Below are 15781 nucleotides of genomic sequence, written 5' to 3'. Positions count from 1 at the left end.
CGCTCACGGCACCTCGAGGACGGCGCGACCGGAGAGCTGCCCCGCCTCCAACCGCGCATGTATGCCGGCCGCCTCCGCCAGGTGCCCCCGCTCGGTGATGCGTGCGGTCAGCCGGCCGTCGGCCAGCATCGTGTTGATCAGGTCGGCGGCTGCCGCCAGGTCCTCCACCCGGGCCCGGCTCATCACGAAGCCGAGCGTGGCGACGTCCTTGGTGTAGCTGCTCGCCCACGCCGCGGCCGACGTCGGGTCCGCCGCGGCCGTCACGAGCACCCGGCCGCCGGGCACGAGGACCGCTGCGACGAGGTCGGGGTCGTGGTGGCCGGAGGTCTCCCACAGGACGTCCACTCCGTCGGGAGCGGCCTGCGCCACTGCGTCGGCCAGCTGCTCGTCGTGGTAGTCGAGCACGACGTCGGCCCCCGCCCGGCGGCACCGGTCGTGGTCGGCCGGCTTGGCGGTGGCGACCACCCGAGCCCCGGCCGCGGTGGCGAGCTGGACCGCCGCCGTGCCGATGTTGCCGGCCGCGCCCCCGACGAAGACGGTCTCGCCCGGCCGCAGCCGCGCGTGCACGAACCACCCGAGGTAGGCCGTCGCCGCCAGGTGCGCGACCGCGACGGCCGTGGCCGGGTCGACCCCCTCGGGAAGGTGGTAGAGCCGGTCCCGGGGGACGACGGCATACTCCGCGAACGAGCCCTGGCGGCCCTCGTGCCCGAGGCTGTTGCACCAGACCCGGTCACCGGGTGCGAACCCGCTGTCCTGCGTGCCGGCCGCCTCCGCCGTGCCGACCAGGTCGCGGCCGATGACGAACGGCGAGGGCAGCGGGGTCGGGTAGCGGCCACTGCGCACGTAGGTGTCCACCGGGTCCACCGTCACCTGCCCGACCCGCACCAGCACCTCGTCCCCGCCCGGCACCGGCACGGGGATCCGGCGGAGCGCGATCGACTCGGCGGGCCCGGGCCGGTCGATGCAGGCGGCGAGCATCTGGCGTGGTGTGTCCGGCACGTTGTCATCCTCTCCCTCGGGTGCGTTACAGTTTCTACCGCTCAGTTCAGGGCTTCCCGGGACGTGGCGCAGCTTGGTAGCGCACTTGACTGGGGGTCAAGGGGTCGCAGGTTCAAATCCTGTCGTCCCGACGGTGTGGCCGATCTGGCAGACGGGCCGCCTCCGCGCGTCGGAGGCGGCCCGTATCCGTCCCGGCACCGCTCCCGCATAGGCTTTCCGTCGTGAGGGATCACGTGAGGGATCAGGTCAGCAACCGGATGTGGACCGTCCCCAACATGATCTCGATGGCCCGCCTGCTGGGGGTGCCGGTCTTCCTGTGGCTCATCCTCGCCCGCCACGACGCCTGGGCGCTGGTGGTGCTCGGCCTGTCCGGGGTGAGCGACTACCTCGACGGCAAGATCGCCCGCCACTTCGGGCTGGAGTCCCGGCTCGGCCAGCTGCTCGACCCGGTCGCCGACCGGCTCTACATCTTGTCCACCCTGCTGGGCCTCGCCTGGCGCGACGTCATCCCGTGGTGGGTGGTGGTCGTCCTGCTCGCGCGAGAGGCGTTCGGTGCCCTGGTGATGGTCGGCGTGCGCCGCCACGGCTACGTCGGCCTCCCCGTGAACTTCGTCGGCAAGTCGGCAACCTTCGCCCTGCTCTACGCCTTCCCGCTGCTGCTGCTCGCCCAGGTCAGCTCCGCGACCGCTTCCGTGACGGTGCCGCTCGGGTGGGCCTTCGCCTGGTGGGGCATGGTCCTCTACTGGGTCGCCGGCGGCATGTATGCCGTGCAGTACCTTCGCCTCGCCCGCGGCGGTCACCCGGCGGTGACCGGGGTGGAGGGCGGTCGGCCGTGACCGACCAGGCCCCCCGGCCGCAGCAGCCCCGCGCGGTGGCCGCGTCGATGGCGCTCATCACCGAAGTGATGGAGCGTCCCCTCGACCCGTCCTACGCGGAGGAGGCCGACCGTCGCCGAGCGGCCGGGCTGCCCGCCTCGACCGGCTTCCGCACGCCGCTGCTGATCATCGCGGCCATCGTCATCGGCTTCCTGCTGGTCACCGCCGCGCTCACCCTGCGCGTCCCGGCGACGGCGGCGACCAAGGCGCGGGCCGACCTCATCTCCCAGATCCGCAGCCGCCAGGCGACCGGGGACCACCGGGCCCGACAGGTGGCCGACCTGCGCACACAGATCGACCGGCTGCAGAGCCGGGCCCTCGCCGGCACCGGACAGACCGTGGCCAGCCGGGTGCAGGCCGCCGAGTTCGCTGCCGGGACCGTGCCCGCGGCCGGCCCGGGGCTGCAGCTGACGGTGGACGACGCGGCACAGGAGGCGGGCGCCGCGGACGGCGACGCCAACCCGCGCACCAGCGCCCAGACCGGGGACGGCCGGGTGACCTCCCGCGACCTGCAGTTCCTCGTCAACAGCCTTTGGGAGTCCGGCGCCGAGGCGATCTCGGTCGGCGGCCAGCGCCTCACCGCCCAGTCCGCGATCCGCTTCGCCGGCCAGGCGATCCTCGTGGACTACCGTCCGCTCACGAGGCCCTACGTCATCACGGCCATCGGCGACCCGGACACCATGCCGGCCGCGTTCCAGCGGGGAGAGGGAGGAGCCTACCTGCGCGCCTTGCAACAGCAGTTCCACATCCGTGCCAACCTCGTCGTCCAGGACCACCTGACGGTGCCCGGAGCCTCCTCGGTGCGGACCCGTCTCGCGACCCCTGACACGTCGGCGCCGGCTGCGCCCAGCGGCGGCTCCCCTTCGGAGGAACAGCCATGATCCCCGCCCTTGGACTGCTGGCCGGCATGCTCATCGGGCTGCTGCTGCACCCGGACGTGCCGCTGTGGCTGCAGCCCTACCTGCCGATCGCGGTCATCGCGGCCCTCGACGCGGTCTTCGGGGCGGTGCGCGCCGTGCTCGACGGCATCTTCAACGACAAGGTCTTCGTGATCTCGTTCCTGTCCAACGTCGTCGTCGCGGCGCTCATCGTCTTCCTCGGCGACCAGCTCGGCGTGGGGTCGCAGCTGTCCACCGGTGTCGTCGTCGTGCTCGGGCTGCGGATCTTCTCCAACGTCGCCTCCATCCGACGGCACCTGTTCCATGCCTGACACCCCGCCCCCGCCGAAGCGGCCCAGCGCCTGGCAGCGGCTCATCCGGATGGGCCGCCCGCGGGCGACCAAGGCGAACGCGCTCGCCGCGGCCCTGGCGGTGCTGCTCGGCTTCGCGATCGTCACGCAGGTGCACCAGACCCAGTCCGAGGGCCTGGAGTCACTGCGGCAGGCCGACCTGGTCAGCCTGCTGGACGACGTGACGCAGCGCTCCTCCAAGCTCGACCAGGAGCTGAACCAGCTGCAGCGCACCAAGGAGCAGCTGTCGCAGGGGCAGGGCGACCAGACTGCCCTGCGCGCTGCGCGGCAGCGGCTGCAGTCGCTGCAGATCCTCACCGGCACCGTGGCTGCCAAGGGGCCGGGCATCCAGCTGACCATCAAGGACCGGAACCACCGGGTCACCGCACCGGTGGTGCTCGACGCCGTGGAGGAGCTGCGGGACGCGGGCGCCGAGGCGATCCAGATCGGCCCGGTACGGGTCGTGGCGAGCACGTGGTTCGGGATGTCGGGGCGCAAGCTGCAGGTCGACGGCGTCACGGTCGACCCGCCCTACGACATCCTCGTCATCGGTGACCCGCACACCCTGTCGGCCGCGATGGACATCCCCGGCGGCGTCAGCGAAACCGTGCGCCAGCTCGGCGCGCAGGTGTCGATCCGCCAGTCGAAGCGGGTCGAGATCGATGCATTGCAGACCGCCTCGAAGCCTCGTTACGCTCGCCCGGTACCCTCCGCATCACCAAGCACATCCTGACCCTGCCGGCGTGTCGACGACGCGAGGGCAGGCCCGACCAACGGCAGCTGCCAGGAAGGCCCGAGGAGAAGATGAGCGAGTTGGAGTACCCGCAGGACCTGCGCTACACGGCGGAGCACGAGTGGGTGCGCGAGCTGGACGACGGAGTCGTGCGCATCGGGATCACCGCCTTCGCCCAGGACGCGCTGGGTGACGTGGTCTACGTCAGCCTGCCGTCGGTCGGTGACTCGGTCGAGTCCGGGGACGCGTGCGGTGAGGTGGAGTCCACCAAGTCGGTCAGCGACCTCTACGCGCCGCTGGCCGGGGAGGTGACGGGGGTCAACGAGGGCCTCGAGGCGTCCCCCGAGCTGGTCAACACCGACCCCTACGGCGAGGGCTGGATGTATGAGGTGAAGCTCGCCGACACCTCGGCCCTCGAAGGACTGATGGATGTGGAGGCCTACCGGGCACAGCTCGACTGAGCTGGCCGCCCGGCCGACTGCAGGAGTGCACGCATGACCGACCAGAATCGGGGGCCCGAGGACGAGGCGGGGCTCGACCCGACCACCATCCGGCTGCCCGGGGTGGAGGACGAGCTCGCCGCTGAGCAGCGGGAGGTCGAACGCCCGCGGCTGTCCGCTGCCGACCAGGCGACGGTCGACGCCCTGCGCCCGGGCACGGCGTTGCTCGTCGTGCTGCGCGGGCCGAACACCGGCGCCCGCTTCCTGCTCGACGCGGCCGAGGTGAGCTCGGGACGGCACCCCGACAGCGACATCTTCCTCGACGACGTCACGGTGTCCCGCCGGCACGCCGTCTTCCGTCGCGAGGGTGAGGGGTATGCCGTCCACGACGTGGGCTCGCTGAACGGCACCTATGTCAACCGCGAGCGGATCGACGACCACGTGCTGGGCACCGGTGACGAGGTGCAGATCGGGAAGTTCCGGTTGGTGTACTACGGCGCCAGCCACCGGTGACCTCGCAGGAACCGCGAGAGGGTTCTGCGGTGACGTCGCAGGAGCGCGGGTTGCCGATCGGCGCGGTGCTGGCGCTGCTGCAGCCGGACTTCCCGGACCTGTCGATCTCCAAGATCCGCTTCCTGGAGGCCAAGGGCCTGGTGACGCCGCAGCGCACCGGCTCGGGCTACCGGACCTTCTCCAGCGCCGACGTGGCGCGGTTGCGCTACATCCTCACGGCACAGCGCGACCGGTTCTGGCCGCTGCGGGTGATCCGCGAGGCGCTCGATGCGATGGACCGTGGTCTGCAGCCGCCGGATCCCGAGGCCGCGAACCGGCCCAGCGTGCCCGCCGCGGTCGTCGACCCGGACGTGCCGGCACCCGCGCAGCTGCGTCCGAGCCGGGGCCTGCGACTGACCCGGGAGGAGCTGCGCGACGCGGCCGAGGTCGACGAGGCGACGTTCACCGACCTGCTCTCGTTCGGCCTGGTCCAGTCCACCGAAGACGGCTTCTTCGACGACCAGGCACTCGCCGTCGCGCGTGCGGCCGGTGAGCTCACGGCATACGGCATCGAGGCGCGGCACCTGCGGCCGTTCCGACTCGCCGCGGACCGCGAGATCGGGCTGGTGGAGCAGGCGCTCGGCGCCCGCCGGCGGGCGGCACGGGAGGAGCAGGCGAGCGAGATCCTGCACCACTGTCTGGCCCTGCACGCGGCTCTCGTCAGGGCAGGAATCTCGGGGGGCTGAGGGGTACCGTGGAAACCGTGAGAGAGCTCGACGTCATGGGCGTCCGGGTCGAGATGCCCACCAACCACCCGATCGTCCTGCTGCGCGAACGGGCGGGGGAGCGCTACCTCCCGATCTGGATCGGGGCGCCCGAGGCGACGGCGATCGCGTATGCCCAGCAGGGCGTCGAGCCGCCACGACCGATGACGCACGACCTGCTCAAGAACGTCATCGAGGAGCTCGGGCACGAGCTCACCCAGGTGCGGATCGACTCGCTCACCGACGGGGTGTTCTACGCCAGTCTGGTGTTCGACGGGACCACCGAGGTCAGCTCGCGGTCCTCCGACGCCATCGCGTTGGCGCTGCGCACCGGCACCCCCATCCTCGCGCCCGAGAGCCTGCTCGACGAGGCTGGCGTGGCCATCGCCGGCGAGGAGGAGGATGAGGTGGAGCGGTTCCGGGAGTTCCTCGAGCACGTGTCGGCCGACGACTTCGAGAAGCCCGAGGACCCGCCGCCCACGGGGACGGAGCAGATCTGACCCTCCAGTTGAGGTTGAGGGGTGGTTTGGTGACTCGCGACACGCGCACCGCTTCCGCTCGGTGGTCGTTGACGGCCCCCCATGGTCGCCGTAGCGTCAGCGGAACGAGGACGCGCATGCCGGTGTGGTGCCGGCCATGACCCCGCCGGGGATCCCGCCGGACACGTCGTCGGACGGACATCAGGAGGATGGTGTGAGCTCCACCGGAGAGGCGCGCACGGCAGCCAGTTCCAGCATGGACAAGGGCGTGCCGGTCGCTGCGCAGGGTCTGCTGTTCACCGACGACCTGCCCGAGCTGCGCGAGGACGTGGGCTACCGCGGCCCGACCGCATGCCGGGCGGCCGGTGTCACCTACCGTCAGCTCGACTACTGGGCCCGCACCGGCCTCGTCGAGCCCTCGGTCCGCAACTCCTCGGGGTCGGGCACGCAGCGGCTCTACAGCTTCCGCGACATGCTCGTGCTCAAGATCATCAAGCGGCTGCTCGACACCGGGGTCTCGCTGCAGCAGATCCGGGTGGCGGTCGCCGCCCTGAAGGACCGGGGCGTGCGCGACCTGGCCCACATCACGCTCATGAGCGACGGCGCCAGCGTCTACGAGTGCACCTCCGACGACGAGGTGATCGACCTGCTCCGCGGCGGACAGGGCGTCTTCGGCATCGCCGTCGGCAGCGTCTGGCGCGAGGTCGAGGGCCAGCTCGCGACGCTGCCCAGCGAGCGGGCCGGGGAGCCGCCCGCCGAGCACCCCGACGACGAGCTGTCCGCCCGGCGCAAGGCCCGCCGCACCGGCTGACCCGTCCTCCCGCACTGCCACGGCCGAGCCCCGTCGCGGGGCTCGGCCGTTGTGCGGATGGGGTAGATTCGAGGGTGGCTGACAACCCTGCGCGGGAGAGTCCCCAGCACACTGGGGCGCCGAAGGGGCAAACTCCCCGGAACCTCTCAGGCGCCAGGACCGCGTGGGTGAGGCAACTCTGGACGCCGGCCACACGGCATACCGCCGTGCTGGCGGCTACAGAGGGGGAGGTGTCACGAACACGCCCGCGACAGGAGCCTTGATGTCCAGCGACACCAGCGTCCGCACCCAGGATGCTTCCACGGTGGAGACCTCCGACGAGCTGCCGGACTTCGTCTCCCGGCACATCGGTCCCTCGCCCGACGAGGTCACCGCCATGCTCAAGACGGTCGGCCAGCCCTCCCTCGAGGCGCTGCTCGACGCCGCCATCCCGGCCGACATCCGTACCGAGGAGCGACTGGACCTACCCGCCGCACCCTCCGAGCACGCCGTCCTCTCCGAGCTTCGCGCCCTCGCCGGCCGCAACCAGGTCTTCACCTCGATGATCGGGCTGGGCTACTACGGCACGCACGTGCCGCCGGTGGTGCAGCGCAAGGTGCTGGAGAACCCCGCCTGGTACACCGCCTACACCCCCTACCAGCCGGAGATCTCACAGGGCCGGCTCGAGGCGCTGCTCAACTTCCAGACCGTGGTCAGCGACCTGACCGGCCTGACCACCGCCGGTGCGTCGCTGCTCGACGAGAGCACCGCCGTGGCCGAGGCGATGACGCTCATGCGCCGCGGCAGCAAGGCCGCCAAGGACGCCGTCCTCCTGCTCGACCAGCACACCCTGCCGCAGTCGATCGCCGTGGTCCGCACCCGCGCGGTGCCGCTCGGCATCGAGGTGGTCGTCGCCGACCTCGACGGGGTGACCGACGAGGCCAGCCTGCGCGCCGCCGCCGGTGACCGCGACGTCTTCGGCGTCGTGGTGCAGTACCCGGGCGCCGACGGCCAGATCCGCGACTTCCACGCGCTGACCGAGGCGGCGCACTCGGTCAAGGCCCTCGTCACCGCGGCCGCCGACCTGCTCGCGCTGACCCTGCTGACCCCGCCGGGGGAGTGGGGCGCCGACGTCGCCGTGGGCACCAGCCAGCGCTTCGGCGTGCCGATGGGCTTCGGTGGCCCGCACGCCGGCTACATGAGCGTGCGCGCCGGCCTGGAGCGAACCCTGCCCGGCCGCCTCGTCGGGGTGAGCGTCGACGAGGACGGTGCTCCGGCATACCGCCTCGCGCTGCAGACGCGCGAGCAGCACATCCGGCGCGAGAAGGCCACCTCCAACATCTGCACCGCCCAGGTGCTGCTCGCCGTGATGGCCTCGATGTATGCCGTGTGGCACGGTCCGGACGGCCTGCGCCGGATCGCGCGCGGCGTCCACGCCAGCGCCGTGGCCCTCGCCGACGCCCTGCGGGCGGCCGGCGTGGAGGTGGAGAACGACCAGTTCTTCGACACGCTGACCGTGCACGTCCCCGGGCGGGCCGGCGAGGTCGTGGCCGCGGCAGCGCAGCGGCGGATCAACCTGTGGCAGGTCGACGACGACCGGGTCTCCCTCAGCACCGACGAGACCACCACGCTGGACCAGCTGCAGGCCGTGGCTGCGGCGTTCGGCGCGGACGGGCCTGCAGGCGTCCAGTCGGTCGAACCCTCCTGGCCGCAGGAGCTGCTGCGCACCAGTGACTACCTGACCCACCCGGTCTTCCACGAGCACCACAGCGAGACCGAGCTGCTGCGCTACCTGCGGCTGCTCTCGGGCCGCGACTACGCGCTCGACCGCGGGATGATCCCGCTCGGTTCGTGCACGATGAAGCTCAACGCGACCACGGAGATGGAGTCCATCACCTGGCCGGAGTTCGCCGAGCTGCACCCGTTCGCCCCGGCCGACCAGAGCGAGGGCATCCGCGACCTCATCGCGCAGCTCTCGGAGTGGCTGTGCCGGATCACCGGCTACGCCCAGATCTCGCTGCAGCCCAACGCCGGCTCGCAGGGCGAGCTGTCCGGGCTGCTCGCGATCCGCGCCTACCACCAGGCGAACGGGCAGGACGAGCGCAACGTGTGCATCATCCCGGCCAGTGCGCACGGCACCAACGCCGCCAGCGCCGTGATGGCCGGCATGAAGGTCGTCGTCGTCAAGACGGACGGTGACAACGGCAATATCGACATGGACGACCTGAAGGCCAAGGTCGAGGCCAACAGGGACCGGCTCGGGGCGATCATGGTCACCTACCCCTCGACCCACGGGGTGTTCGAGGACACCATCAGCGACCTCTGCGCGCTCGTGCACGACGCCGGCGGGCAGGTCTACATCGACGGGGCGAACCTCAACGCGCTCATCGGCGCCGCCCAGCCGGGCCGGTTCGGCGGGGACGTGTCCCACCTGAACCTCCACAAGACCTTCTGCATCCCGCACGGCGGCGGTGGCCCCGGCGTCGGCCCGGTCGCGGTGCGCGAGCACCTCGCGGTGTACCTGCCCGGTCACCCGTTCATGCCGGGGGAGGACCGCGAGGGCATCGGGCCGGTGGCGGGTGCGCCGTTCGGGTCGGCGAGCATCCTGCCGATCTCGTGGGCCTACATCCGGCTGATGGGCGGTGCCGGGCTGACCCGCGCCTCGCAGGTGGCGGTGCTCTCGGCCAACTACATCGCCGCCCGGCTTCGCGAGCACTACCCGGTGCTCTACGCCAGCAGCGACGGCCTGGTCGCGCACGAGTGCATCCTCGACCTGCGCCAGATCACCAAGGACACCGGCGTCACGGTCGACGACGTGGCCAAGCGGCTCATCGACTACGGGTTCCACGCACCGACGATGTCCTTCCCCGTGGCCGGGACGTTCATGGTCGAGCCGACCGAGTCCGAGGACCTGTCCGAGCTGGACCGCTTCATCGACGCGATGATCGCGATCCGCAAGGAGATCCAGGCGGTCGCCGACGGCGAGGTGGCCGTCGCCGACAGCGCGCTGCGGCACGCGCCGCACACCGCGCACTCGCTGGCGGGGGAGTGGACCTACTCCTACGACCGGCTGACGGCGGCCTTCCCGCCCGGGGTCGAGCCGACCGCGAAGTACTGGCCGCCGGTGCGCCGCATCGACGGTGCCTACGGCGACCGGCACCTGATCTGCTCCTGCCCCTCGCCGGAGGCGTTCGAGGAGAACTGACGGTTGCTGCCGGTGGCTCGGGCGTGCAGGGTCGCGCCCGAGCCACCGGCCGTTCAGCCGCCGTCCCGCTCGCGCAGGTAGCGCTGGTCGAACGCGTGGACGTAGGAGTCCTTGGCCGGGAACACGCCGTGGTCGAACGCGCGCGACCGCACCCCGCGCTGCACCCGCTCGCACACGTCGTTGTCCTGGGCGGTGACCCGGTCGTTGAACTCGACCACCGGGCCGGGGTCGAAGTCGGGGTCGGCCAGCGCCTCGGCATGGAAGAGGTACTCGGTGACCAGCCGGCAGCTGGTCGGGCCGGTCGGGAAGATCCCGGTGGCCAGTGCCTCGGTGCCGCTGACGTCCAGGAACATGTTGGGGAAGACCATGGCCCCGAAGTAGGAGGAGGCTTCGTGCTCGCCCATCCCGGGCAGCATCGGGATCCGGCTGCGGGGGTCCCCGCCGACGCTGGTGCGGCCCTCGGCGAGGGACACCCCGCCGTCCGCGCGGCCGTCCTCCTCCACCCAGCCACGACGGTATGCCGGGATCAGCTGCACCAGCTCGGGGTGGACGATCGGGCAGTGCAGGCACTCGTTGTAGTTCTCCACCACGATCTTCCAATTCGCCTGCACCTCGGTGACGCTGATGTGCCCGATGCGCAGTTCGTCGAGCCGGAACCGTTCCAGCCCCACCGGCTCGTCGTGCTGGGCCGCCAGCCACTGCCGCAGCTCCGGCGGTTGCTCGCGGTCCAGGCTGATGAAGAGGAAGCCCTGCCACGTGTCCACGTGCACCGGCCACAGCGACAGCTGGTTGCGATCGAGCTCGTCCTCCTCGATGTTCGGGGTGACCGCCAGCTGCCCGTCCAAGCGGTAGCTCCACGCGTGGTAGGGACACCGCAGGAAGGTCCGTGCGCGGCCCTCCCCCTCCTCGCAGAGCCGGGTCCCGCGGTGGCGGCACACGTTGTAGAACCCGCGGATCCGCCCGTCCTCGCCGCGCACCAGCAGGATGCTCTCGCCGGCGAGGTCGACCGTCATCCACTGGCCCTTGCTGGCGAGGCGTTCGGCGCGCCCGGCATACATCCAGGAGCGGAAGAAGATCCGCTCGCGGTCCAGCTCGTAGACCTCGGGGGCGTGGTAGTCGCGCCCGGGCAGGGTGTGCCGCTCCGGGGCACTCGTCTCGGTCATCGTCAGCTCCAGTCCTGCGACAAGGGGCGCCGGGTCGCGGCTCTTCCGCTGGTGGTCCTGCGCGTGGTGTCCATCGGCCTCACCCGTGCTGCAGGGCGGCGCGGGCCGCGGCGCGCCCGGTGCGCACCGCACCCTCCATGTAGCCGGCCACCCACTGGTCGGATCCGCAGACGTAGAGCGGCGGTTCGTGGGTGCCGTGCAGCGGTCCGACGGCGAGGACGTCCCCGGGCCGCCACTGGGTGATGTAGCCCTGCGTCCACGGGTCGGTGCCCCACAACCGCTCGTACGTCGCCACCGGCTCGCGCGCCTCCGGCCCGAACCACCGGGCGAGCTCGGCCAGGGCTTCGGTGCGGCGGAACCGGGGATCGGTCGAGACGTAGGCGGCGAGTCGTTCCGGTGGCACCAGCGTGGACAGGACGGCCTCGCCCTGGGGCCAGGAGGACCCGAGGATCCCCTCGGACTCGCTGAGCCCACTCTGGCCGCGGTCCCGCCAGAAGGGGCGGGGATAGGCGGCGACGAACTTGGCTGCCAGCGCGTGCCGTTGCCGGTGCAGCGACTCCAGGCGGGCATCGGAGACGCCGCTGGTCTCGATGTCCCGGAACGGGCCGGCCGGCACCGCGCTGACCACCGCTGCGCAGTGCAGCAGCTCGCCGCTGTCGAGCTGCACGGAGCAGCCACCGGCCGAGGCCTTGATCGCCCGCGCCGGTGCGGAGCAGCGCACCCGGTCACCGAGCTCCTCGGCCATCCGGAGGGCCACCGTGGCCGAGCCCTCGGCGACGCGCAGGTTCTCCCACTCGGCATACGAATAGAGGCCGTGGCTCTCGGTGGTGGCGCACTTGCGCAGCAGGGCGAGCAGCGAGGTGCGTTCCAGGGAGCCGGCGCTCAGGCCCAGCTGGGCCACCTCGAGGGCTCGGAGCACCGGGGGGGTCGCCTGCTCGGCCACCAGCCACTGCCGCACCGACGTGTGGTCCAGGGCCGCCGCGTCAGGATGGCGCCATGGGTCGTCGGGATCGACGGTGGCGGCCAGGCCCGCGAAGCGTTCCTCGATCCGGGCCATGCTGTCGTGGTCGGCAGCCGAGAACCACGGCGGCGAGGAGCCGACGTAGACGGCCTCGTGCAGGGCGTACGTCAGCTCGCCGGGTTCGGCGACGTAGGACGGCACCAGGCTCAGGCCGAGCTCGGCGACCAGCTGCTGGTAGGCGGTGTGGGAGTTGCCGATCACCTCGCCACCGAGCTGCACGAGGCGCCCGTCGGGCTGCCTCACCTGTTCGACGCGGCCGCCCACGCGTGGTCGCGCCTCCACGACCAGCACGTCGGCTCCACCGTCGGACAGGTCGCGGGCTGCCGCCAGCCCAGCCAGTCCGGCACCGACCACCACCACGTCCGCGCTCATCGGCGTGCTCACGTGACCACCAGGCAGTACTCGGGGCGCCATCCCATCCGGACGCGGTCGCCGTCCGACCACCGCTCGTCGTTGCGCGAGCGGTCCAGGTTCTGCTCCAGCACGGAGAGCTCGACGCCGGGGGCGATCTCGAGGAGGTAGGTGGTGGTCGCGCCGCCATAGACGGTGGCGCGGACGAAGGCGTCGGTCTGCACCATGTCGTCGGTGAGCTCGGAGAGCCAGATCTTCTCCGGCCGCACCGTGATGCTCACCTCGGTGCCCTCGACCGCCCCGGGGAGTATGCCGGTGCGCAGCGCCACCCCGCCGGGCAGCCGCAGCGCGCCGTTCGCGTAGCGTCCCGTCACCAGGTTGGCGGTGCCGATGAAGCCGGCGACGAACCGGTCGGCGGGGTGCTCGTAGATGTCCTCGGGCGTGCCGGCCTGGTGGACGACACCCTCGCACATCACGGCCAAGCGGTCCGACATCGTCAAGGCCTCGTCCTGGTCGTGGGTGACGAAGACGAAGGTGATGCCGAGCTCGCGCTGGATCCGCTTCAGCTCCACCTGCATGGCCCGGCGCAGCTTCAGGTCCAGCGCGCCCAGGGGCTCGTCCAGCAGCAGCACCGAGGGCCGGTTGACCAGCGCCCGGGCCAACGCGACGCGCTGTTGCTGGCCGCCGGAGAGTGCGCGAGGCCGGTCCTTGCCGCGCCCGTCGAGCTGGACCATCTCCAGCATCTCGCCGACCCGGGTGCGGATCTCCTTGCGGGGGACCCGACGGCGCTTGAGCCCGTAGGCGACGTTGTCCCAGACCGACAGGTGCTCGAAGAGGGCGTAGCTCTGGAAGACCGTGTTCACGTCACGTTGGTCCGGGGGCAGCGCGGTCACGTCGTCGCCGAGCAGCAGCACCGAACCGGAGGAGGGTGCGGTGAATCCGCCGACCATGCGCAGCGTCGTGGTCTTCCCGCAACCTGAGGGGCCCAGCAGCGAAAAGAACTCACCGCGGCGGATGTCCAGGTCGAGGTCGTCGACCACGGTGGTCCCGTCGAAGGCCTTGGTCAGGCCGACGAGCCGAACGGCGCTCTCGGTCGTCGCGGGGGCGGAGGTCACGGGGGTGCCGAGGGCGGTCATGTCAGCCTCCGAACAGGTTGCGGCCGTGTCCCCGTCGGCCGAAGAGACGGGGGAGCACCAGGGCGAGCACGATCAGCAGGATCGAACCGCCCAGCATCAGGGTGCCCACGGCGTTGATGGTGGGCTGGATGCCGAAGCGGATCGCGGAGTAGATCCGCACCGAGATCGGTTGCGGTGTCACCCCGGTGGTGAAGAAGGCGAGCACGAAGTCGTCGAAGACCATCGTGAACACCAGCAGCGCGGTGGCGGCGATGGTGGGCCACAGCAGCGGGAGAGTGGCCGACCGGAAGGCCTGCCAGCGGCTCGCGCCCAGGTCCATGGCGGCGTCCTCGATCTCCGGGTTCACCTCAGCGATCCGCGAGCGCAGGATCACGGTCACGTAGGAGATGGAGAAGGTGGTCTCGGCGATCATCACGGTCGCCAGCGACGGCCGCAGGTCGACCGCCTTGAACAACAGCAGCGAGGCGACGCCGGTGATGATCTCGGGGGTGATCAACGGCACCAGCATGATCACGTTGGCCAGCTTGCCGATGCGGGCTCGCGAGCGAACCAGCCCGACGCCCAGCAGGACTCCGAGGACGACCGACCCGATCATGGCCACGGCGCCGATCTCCAGGCTGGTGACCACGGAACCGGTGAGCTCGGCGTCCTGGAAGAACGCGTGGTACCACCGCGTCGAGAAGCCGTGGAAGACCGCCAGGGACTTGGAGCTGTTGAAGGAGAACAGCACGACGACGGCGATCGGCAGGTAGAGGACGGCGAAGAAGAGGGCCGTGAAGGCCACGGCGACTCGGGAGGGTCGCTCGACGCGGTTGGCGCGCCGCCGGCCCCTCGCGCGCGGCGGGGCCGTCGGGGAGGGCGGTTGCCGCAGCGACCGGTGTTGTAGCTGGGTCGTCACTCTCGCGCCTCCCGGGCCTCGCGTGCATTGTGGCGCACGTATGCCGACAGGAACAGCAGCAGCAGGATCATCAGCACCATCGACAGGGCCGAGCCGAGGGGCCAGTTCTGGCCATCGAAGAACTTGTCCTGGATGAGGTTGCCCACCATGACCGTGTTGGGTCCGCCGAGCAGCTCGTTGCTGACGAAGTCGCCGACCGAGGGCAGGAACACCAGCGCCATCCCGGCGTAGGCCCCGCCCCGCGACGCCGGGACGGTGACCGTCAGGAAGGTCTTCAGTGCCGAGCCGTAGAGGTCGCGGCCGGCTTCGATGGTGGCGGGGTCCATGCGCTCCAGCGAGGCATAGAGGGGCAGCACCATGAAGATGACGTAGCCGTAGGCCAGGCCCGCGATCACCGCCCCTTGGGTGTTGATCAGGTGGAAACTGCTCGGGACCCCGAGGTGGTGCAGGAAGGTGAGCAGCGGCCCCTCGTCGGAGAGCAGGGTCTGCCAGCCATACATGCGGATGAGGTAGTTGGCGAAGAAGGGAGCCACCAGGAGGCCGAGCAACGCGTGCTTGTAGCGACCGCCGTGCCGGGCGATCACGTAGGCGACGGGATAGGACACGATCAGGCAGATGGCCGAACTGCACACGGCGTAGCCGAGGGAACGCACGATTGCCTTGAAGTAGACGCCGTGCAGGATGCCGGAGATGTTCTCCGTGGTCGTGCCGAAACTGGGGTTGCCCAGTGCATCGGTGGTCCCGAAGCTGAGCAGCACCATGATGACCAGGGCGCAGATGAAGAAGATCGACATCCAGGCGGTCCCCGGCAACAACATCGCGGTGTAGAGCCACAGGCCGCGGCGGCGCCGATCTGGACGCCCGGCGGGCGGACCGGTCGAGGCGGCCATCAACCCACCTTGATCTGCGTCCAGGCGGCGCTGCGGCGGCGGGTCTGCGCGGTGCTGCCGTCGTCGAAGTACAGGTCGTCGGACAGGTCGCTCAGGGTGACCTTGCATTCGGGGAAGTTGGCAACGATCTTGTCGTAGGCCGACTCGGTGCCGTGCACGGGCATCGGGTAGCCGATGTAGTTCATGTTCTTGATGACGTTCTCCGGCTCCAGCAGGTAGTTGATGAACAACATCGCGGTGCCGGGGTGCGCGGCATTGGCCGGAATGGCATAGCAGTCGGAGTTGACTGGCGTGCCCTCCTTGGGTGACTCGAAGCC

Annotated in this window: 17 protein-coding genes, 1 tRNA gene and 1 riboswitch; of the genes, 11 read left to right on the top strand and 7 right to left on the bottom strand. The window is 71.0% G+C overall.

Translation table 11 applies throughout. The features are described from left to right. Positions 1-3: 3 nt before the first annotated feature. Positions 4-999: an NADPH:quinone reductase gene (locus VFL99_RS04785; RefSeq protein ID WP_325105191.1), complete on the bottom strand. Its 996-nt coding sequence runs from the start codon at positions 997-999 to the stop codon at positions 4-6. 57 nt (positions 1000-1056) lie between these two features. On the opposite strand from VFL99_RS04785, the gene VFL99_RS04780 reads away from it, so the two are divergent. The 11 genes from VFL99_RS04780 (at position 1057) to gcvP (ending at position 10005) form a co-directional block, all read left to right on the top strand. Further along, a tRNA-Pro gene (locus VFL99_RS04780) sits at positions 1057-1130 on the top strand. Positions 1131-1220: 90 nt separating this feature from the next. After that, the gene (locus VFL99_RS04775; RefSeq protein WP_325105190.1) at positions 1221-1835 is read left to right on the top strand and encodes a CDP-alcohol phosphatidyltransferase family protein; all 615 of its coding nucleotides are present in this window, start codon (positions 1221-1223) and stop codon (positions 1833-1835) included. Next, on the top strand, positions 1832-2755 hold the full coding sequence (locus tag VFL99_RS04770; protein ID WP_325105189.1) for a DUF881 domain-containing protein: 924 nt from the start codon (positions 1832-1834) through the stop codon (positions 2753-2755). Before VFL99_RS04775 ends, VFL99_RS04770 begins: the two co-directional genes overlap by 4 nt. Then, complete coding sequence (locus VFL99_RS04765) at positions 2752-3084, top strand: small basic family protein (protein WP_325105188.1); 333 nt, start codon at positions 2752-2754, stop codon at positions 3082-3084. The genes VFL99_RS04770 and VFL99_RS04765 overlap by 4 nt, the downstream gene beginning before the upstream one ends. Beyond that, positions 3077-3835, top strand: coding sequence for a DUF881 domain-containing protein (locus VFL99_RS04760; RefSeq protein ID WP_325105187.1), 759 nt, complete (start codon positions 3077-3079; stop codon positions 3833-3835). Before VFL99_RS04765 ends, VFL99_RS04760 begins: the two co-directional genes overlap by 8 nt. Before the next feature lie 71 nt (positions 3836-3906). Continuing rightward, positions 3907-4296, top strand: a complete 390-nt coding sequence (gcvH, locus tag VFL99_RS04755; RefSeq protein ID WP_325105186.1) for a glycine cleavage system protein GcvH — start codon at positions 3907-3909, stop codon at positions 4294-4296. Between the two features lie 33 nt (positions 4297-4329). After that, positions 4330-4788 carry an FHA domain-containing protein gene (locus tag VFL99_RS04750; RefSeq protein WP_325105185.1) on the top strand — a complete coding sequence of 153 codons (459 nt, stop codon included), beginning with the start codon at positions 4330-4332 and terminating at the stop codon, positions 4786-4788. Positions 4789-4817: 29 nt separating this feature from the next. Next, on the top strand, positions 4818-5513 hold the full coding sequence (gene ftsR, locus VFL99_RS04745; protein WP_325105184.1) for a transcriptional regulator FtsR: 696 nt from the start codon (positions 4818-4820) through the stop codon (positions 5511-5513). 17 nt (positions 5514-5530) lie between these two features. Further along, on the top strand, positions 5531-6031 hold the full coding sequence (locus VFL99_RS04740) for a bifunctional nuclease family protein (protein ID WP_325105183.1): 501 nt from the start codon (positions 5531-5533) through the stop codon (positions 6029-6031). A 193-nt stretch (positions 6032-6224) separates the two neighbouring features. Further along, on the top strand, positions 6225-6821 hold the full coding sequence (locus tag VFL99_RS04735; RefSeq protein ID WP_462283433.1) for a MerR family transcriptional regulator: 597 nt from the start codon (positions 6225-6227) through the stop codon (positions 6819-6821). An 82-nt stretch (positions 6822-6903) separates the two neighbouring features. Further along, positions 6904-6993: riboswitch (glycine riboswitch) on the top strand. Positions 6994-7083: 90 nt separating this feature from the next. After that, positions 7084-10005, top strand: coding sequence for an aminomethyl-transferring glycine dehydrogenase (gene gcvP, locus VFL99_RS04730; protein ID WP_325105182.1), 2922 nt, complete (start codon positions 7084-7086; stop codon positions 10003-10005). A gap of 53 nt (positions 10006-10058) precedes the next feature. Here gcvP and VFL99_RS04725 read toward each other — a convergent pair whose 3' ends face one another. The 6 genes from VFL99_RS04725 to VFL99_RS04700 all read right to left on the bottom strand — a co-directional run. After that, entirely contained in the window at positions 10059-11168 is a 1110-nt protein-coding gene (locus VFL99_RS04725; protein ID WP_325105181.1) for an aromatic ring-hydroxylating oxygenase subunit alpha, read from the bottom strand. A 79-nt stretch (positions 11169-11247) separates the two neighbouring features. Further along, entirely contained in the window at positions 11248-12573 is a 1326-nt protein-coding gene (locus tag VFL99_RS04720; RefSeq protein WP_325105180.1) for a flavin monoamine oxidase family protein, read from the bottom strand. After that, the gene (locus VFL99_RS04715; protein ID WP_325105179.1) at positions 12570-13676 is read right to left on the bottom strand and encodes an ABC transporter ATP-binding protein; all 1107 of its coding nucleotides are present in this window, start codon (positions 13674-13676) and stop codon (positions 12570-12572) included. Before VFL99_RS04715 ends, VFL99_RS04720 begins: the two co-directional genes overlap by 4 nt. A gap of 1 nt (position 13677) precedes the next feature. Further along, entirely contained in the window at positions 13678-14460 is a 783-nt protein-coding gene (locus tag VFL99_RS04710) for an ABC transporter permease (protein WP_325105178.1), read from the bottom strand. A 110-nt stretch (positions 14461-14570) separates the two neighbouring features. Then, entirely contained in the window at positions 14571-15464 is an 894-nt protein-coding gene (locus VFL99_RS04705) for an ABC transporter permease (RefSeq protein ID WP_325105177.1), read from the bottom strand. Continuing rightward, positions 15464-15781: extracellular solute-binding protein (locus VFL99_RS04700; protein WP_325105176.1), on the bottom strand; the 318-nt coding region annotated here is incomplete at its 5' end. The genes VFL99_RS04705 and VFL99_RS04700, both read right to left, overlap by 1 nt.

The organism is Segeticoccus sp., assembly GCF_035708005.1.
Note: the sequence above shows the minus strand (reverse complement) of the source record. Positions and strands in the feature narration are given on the sequence as shown.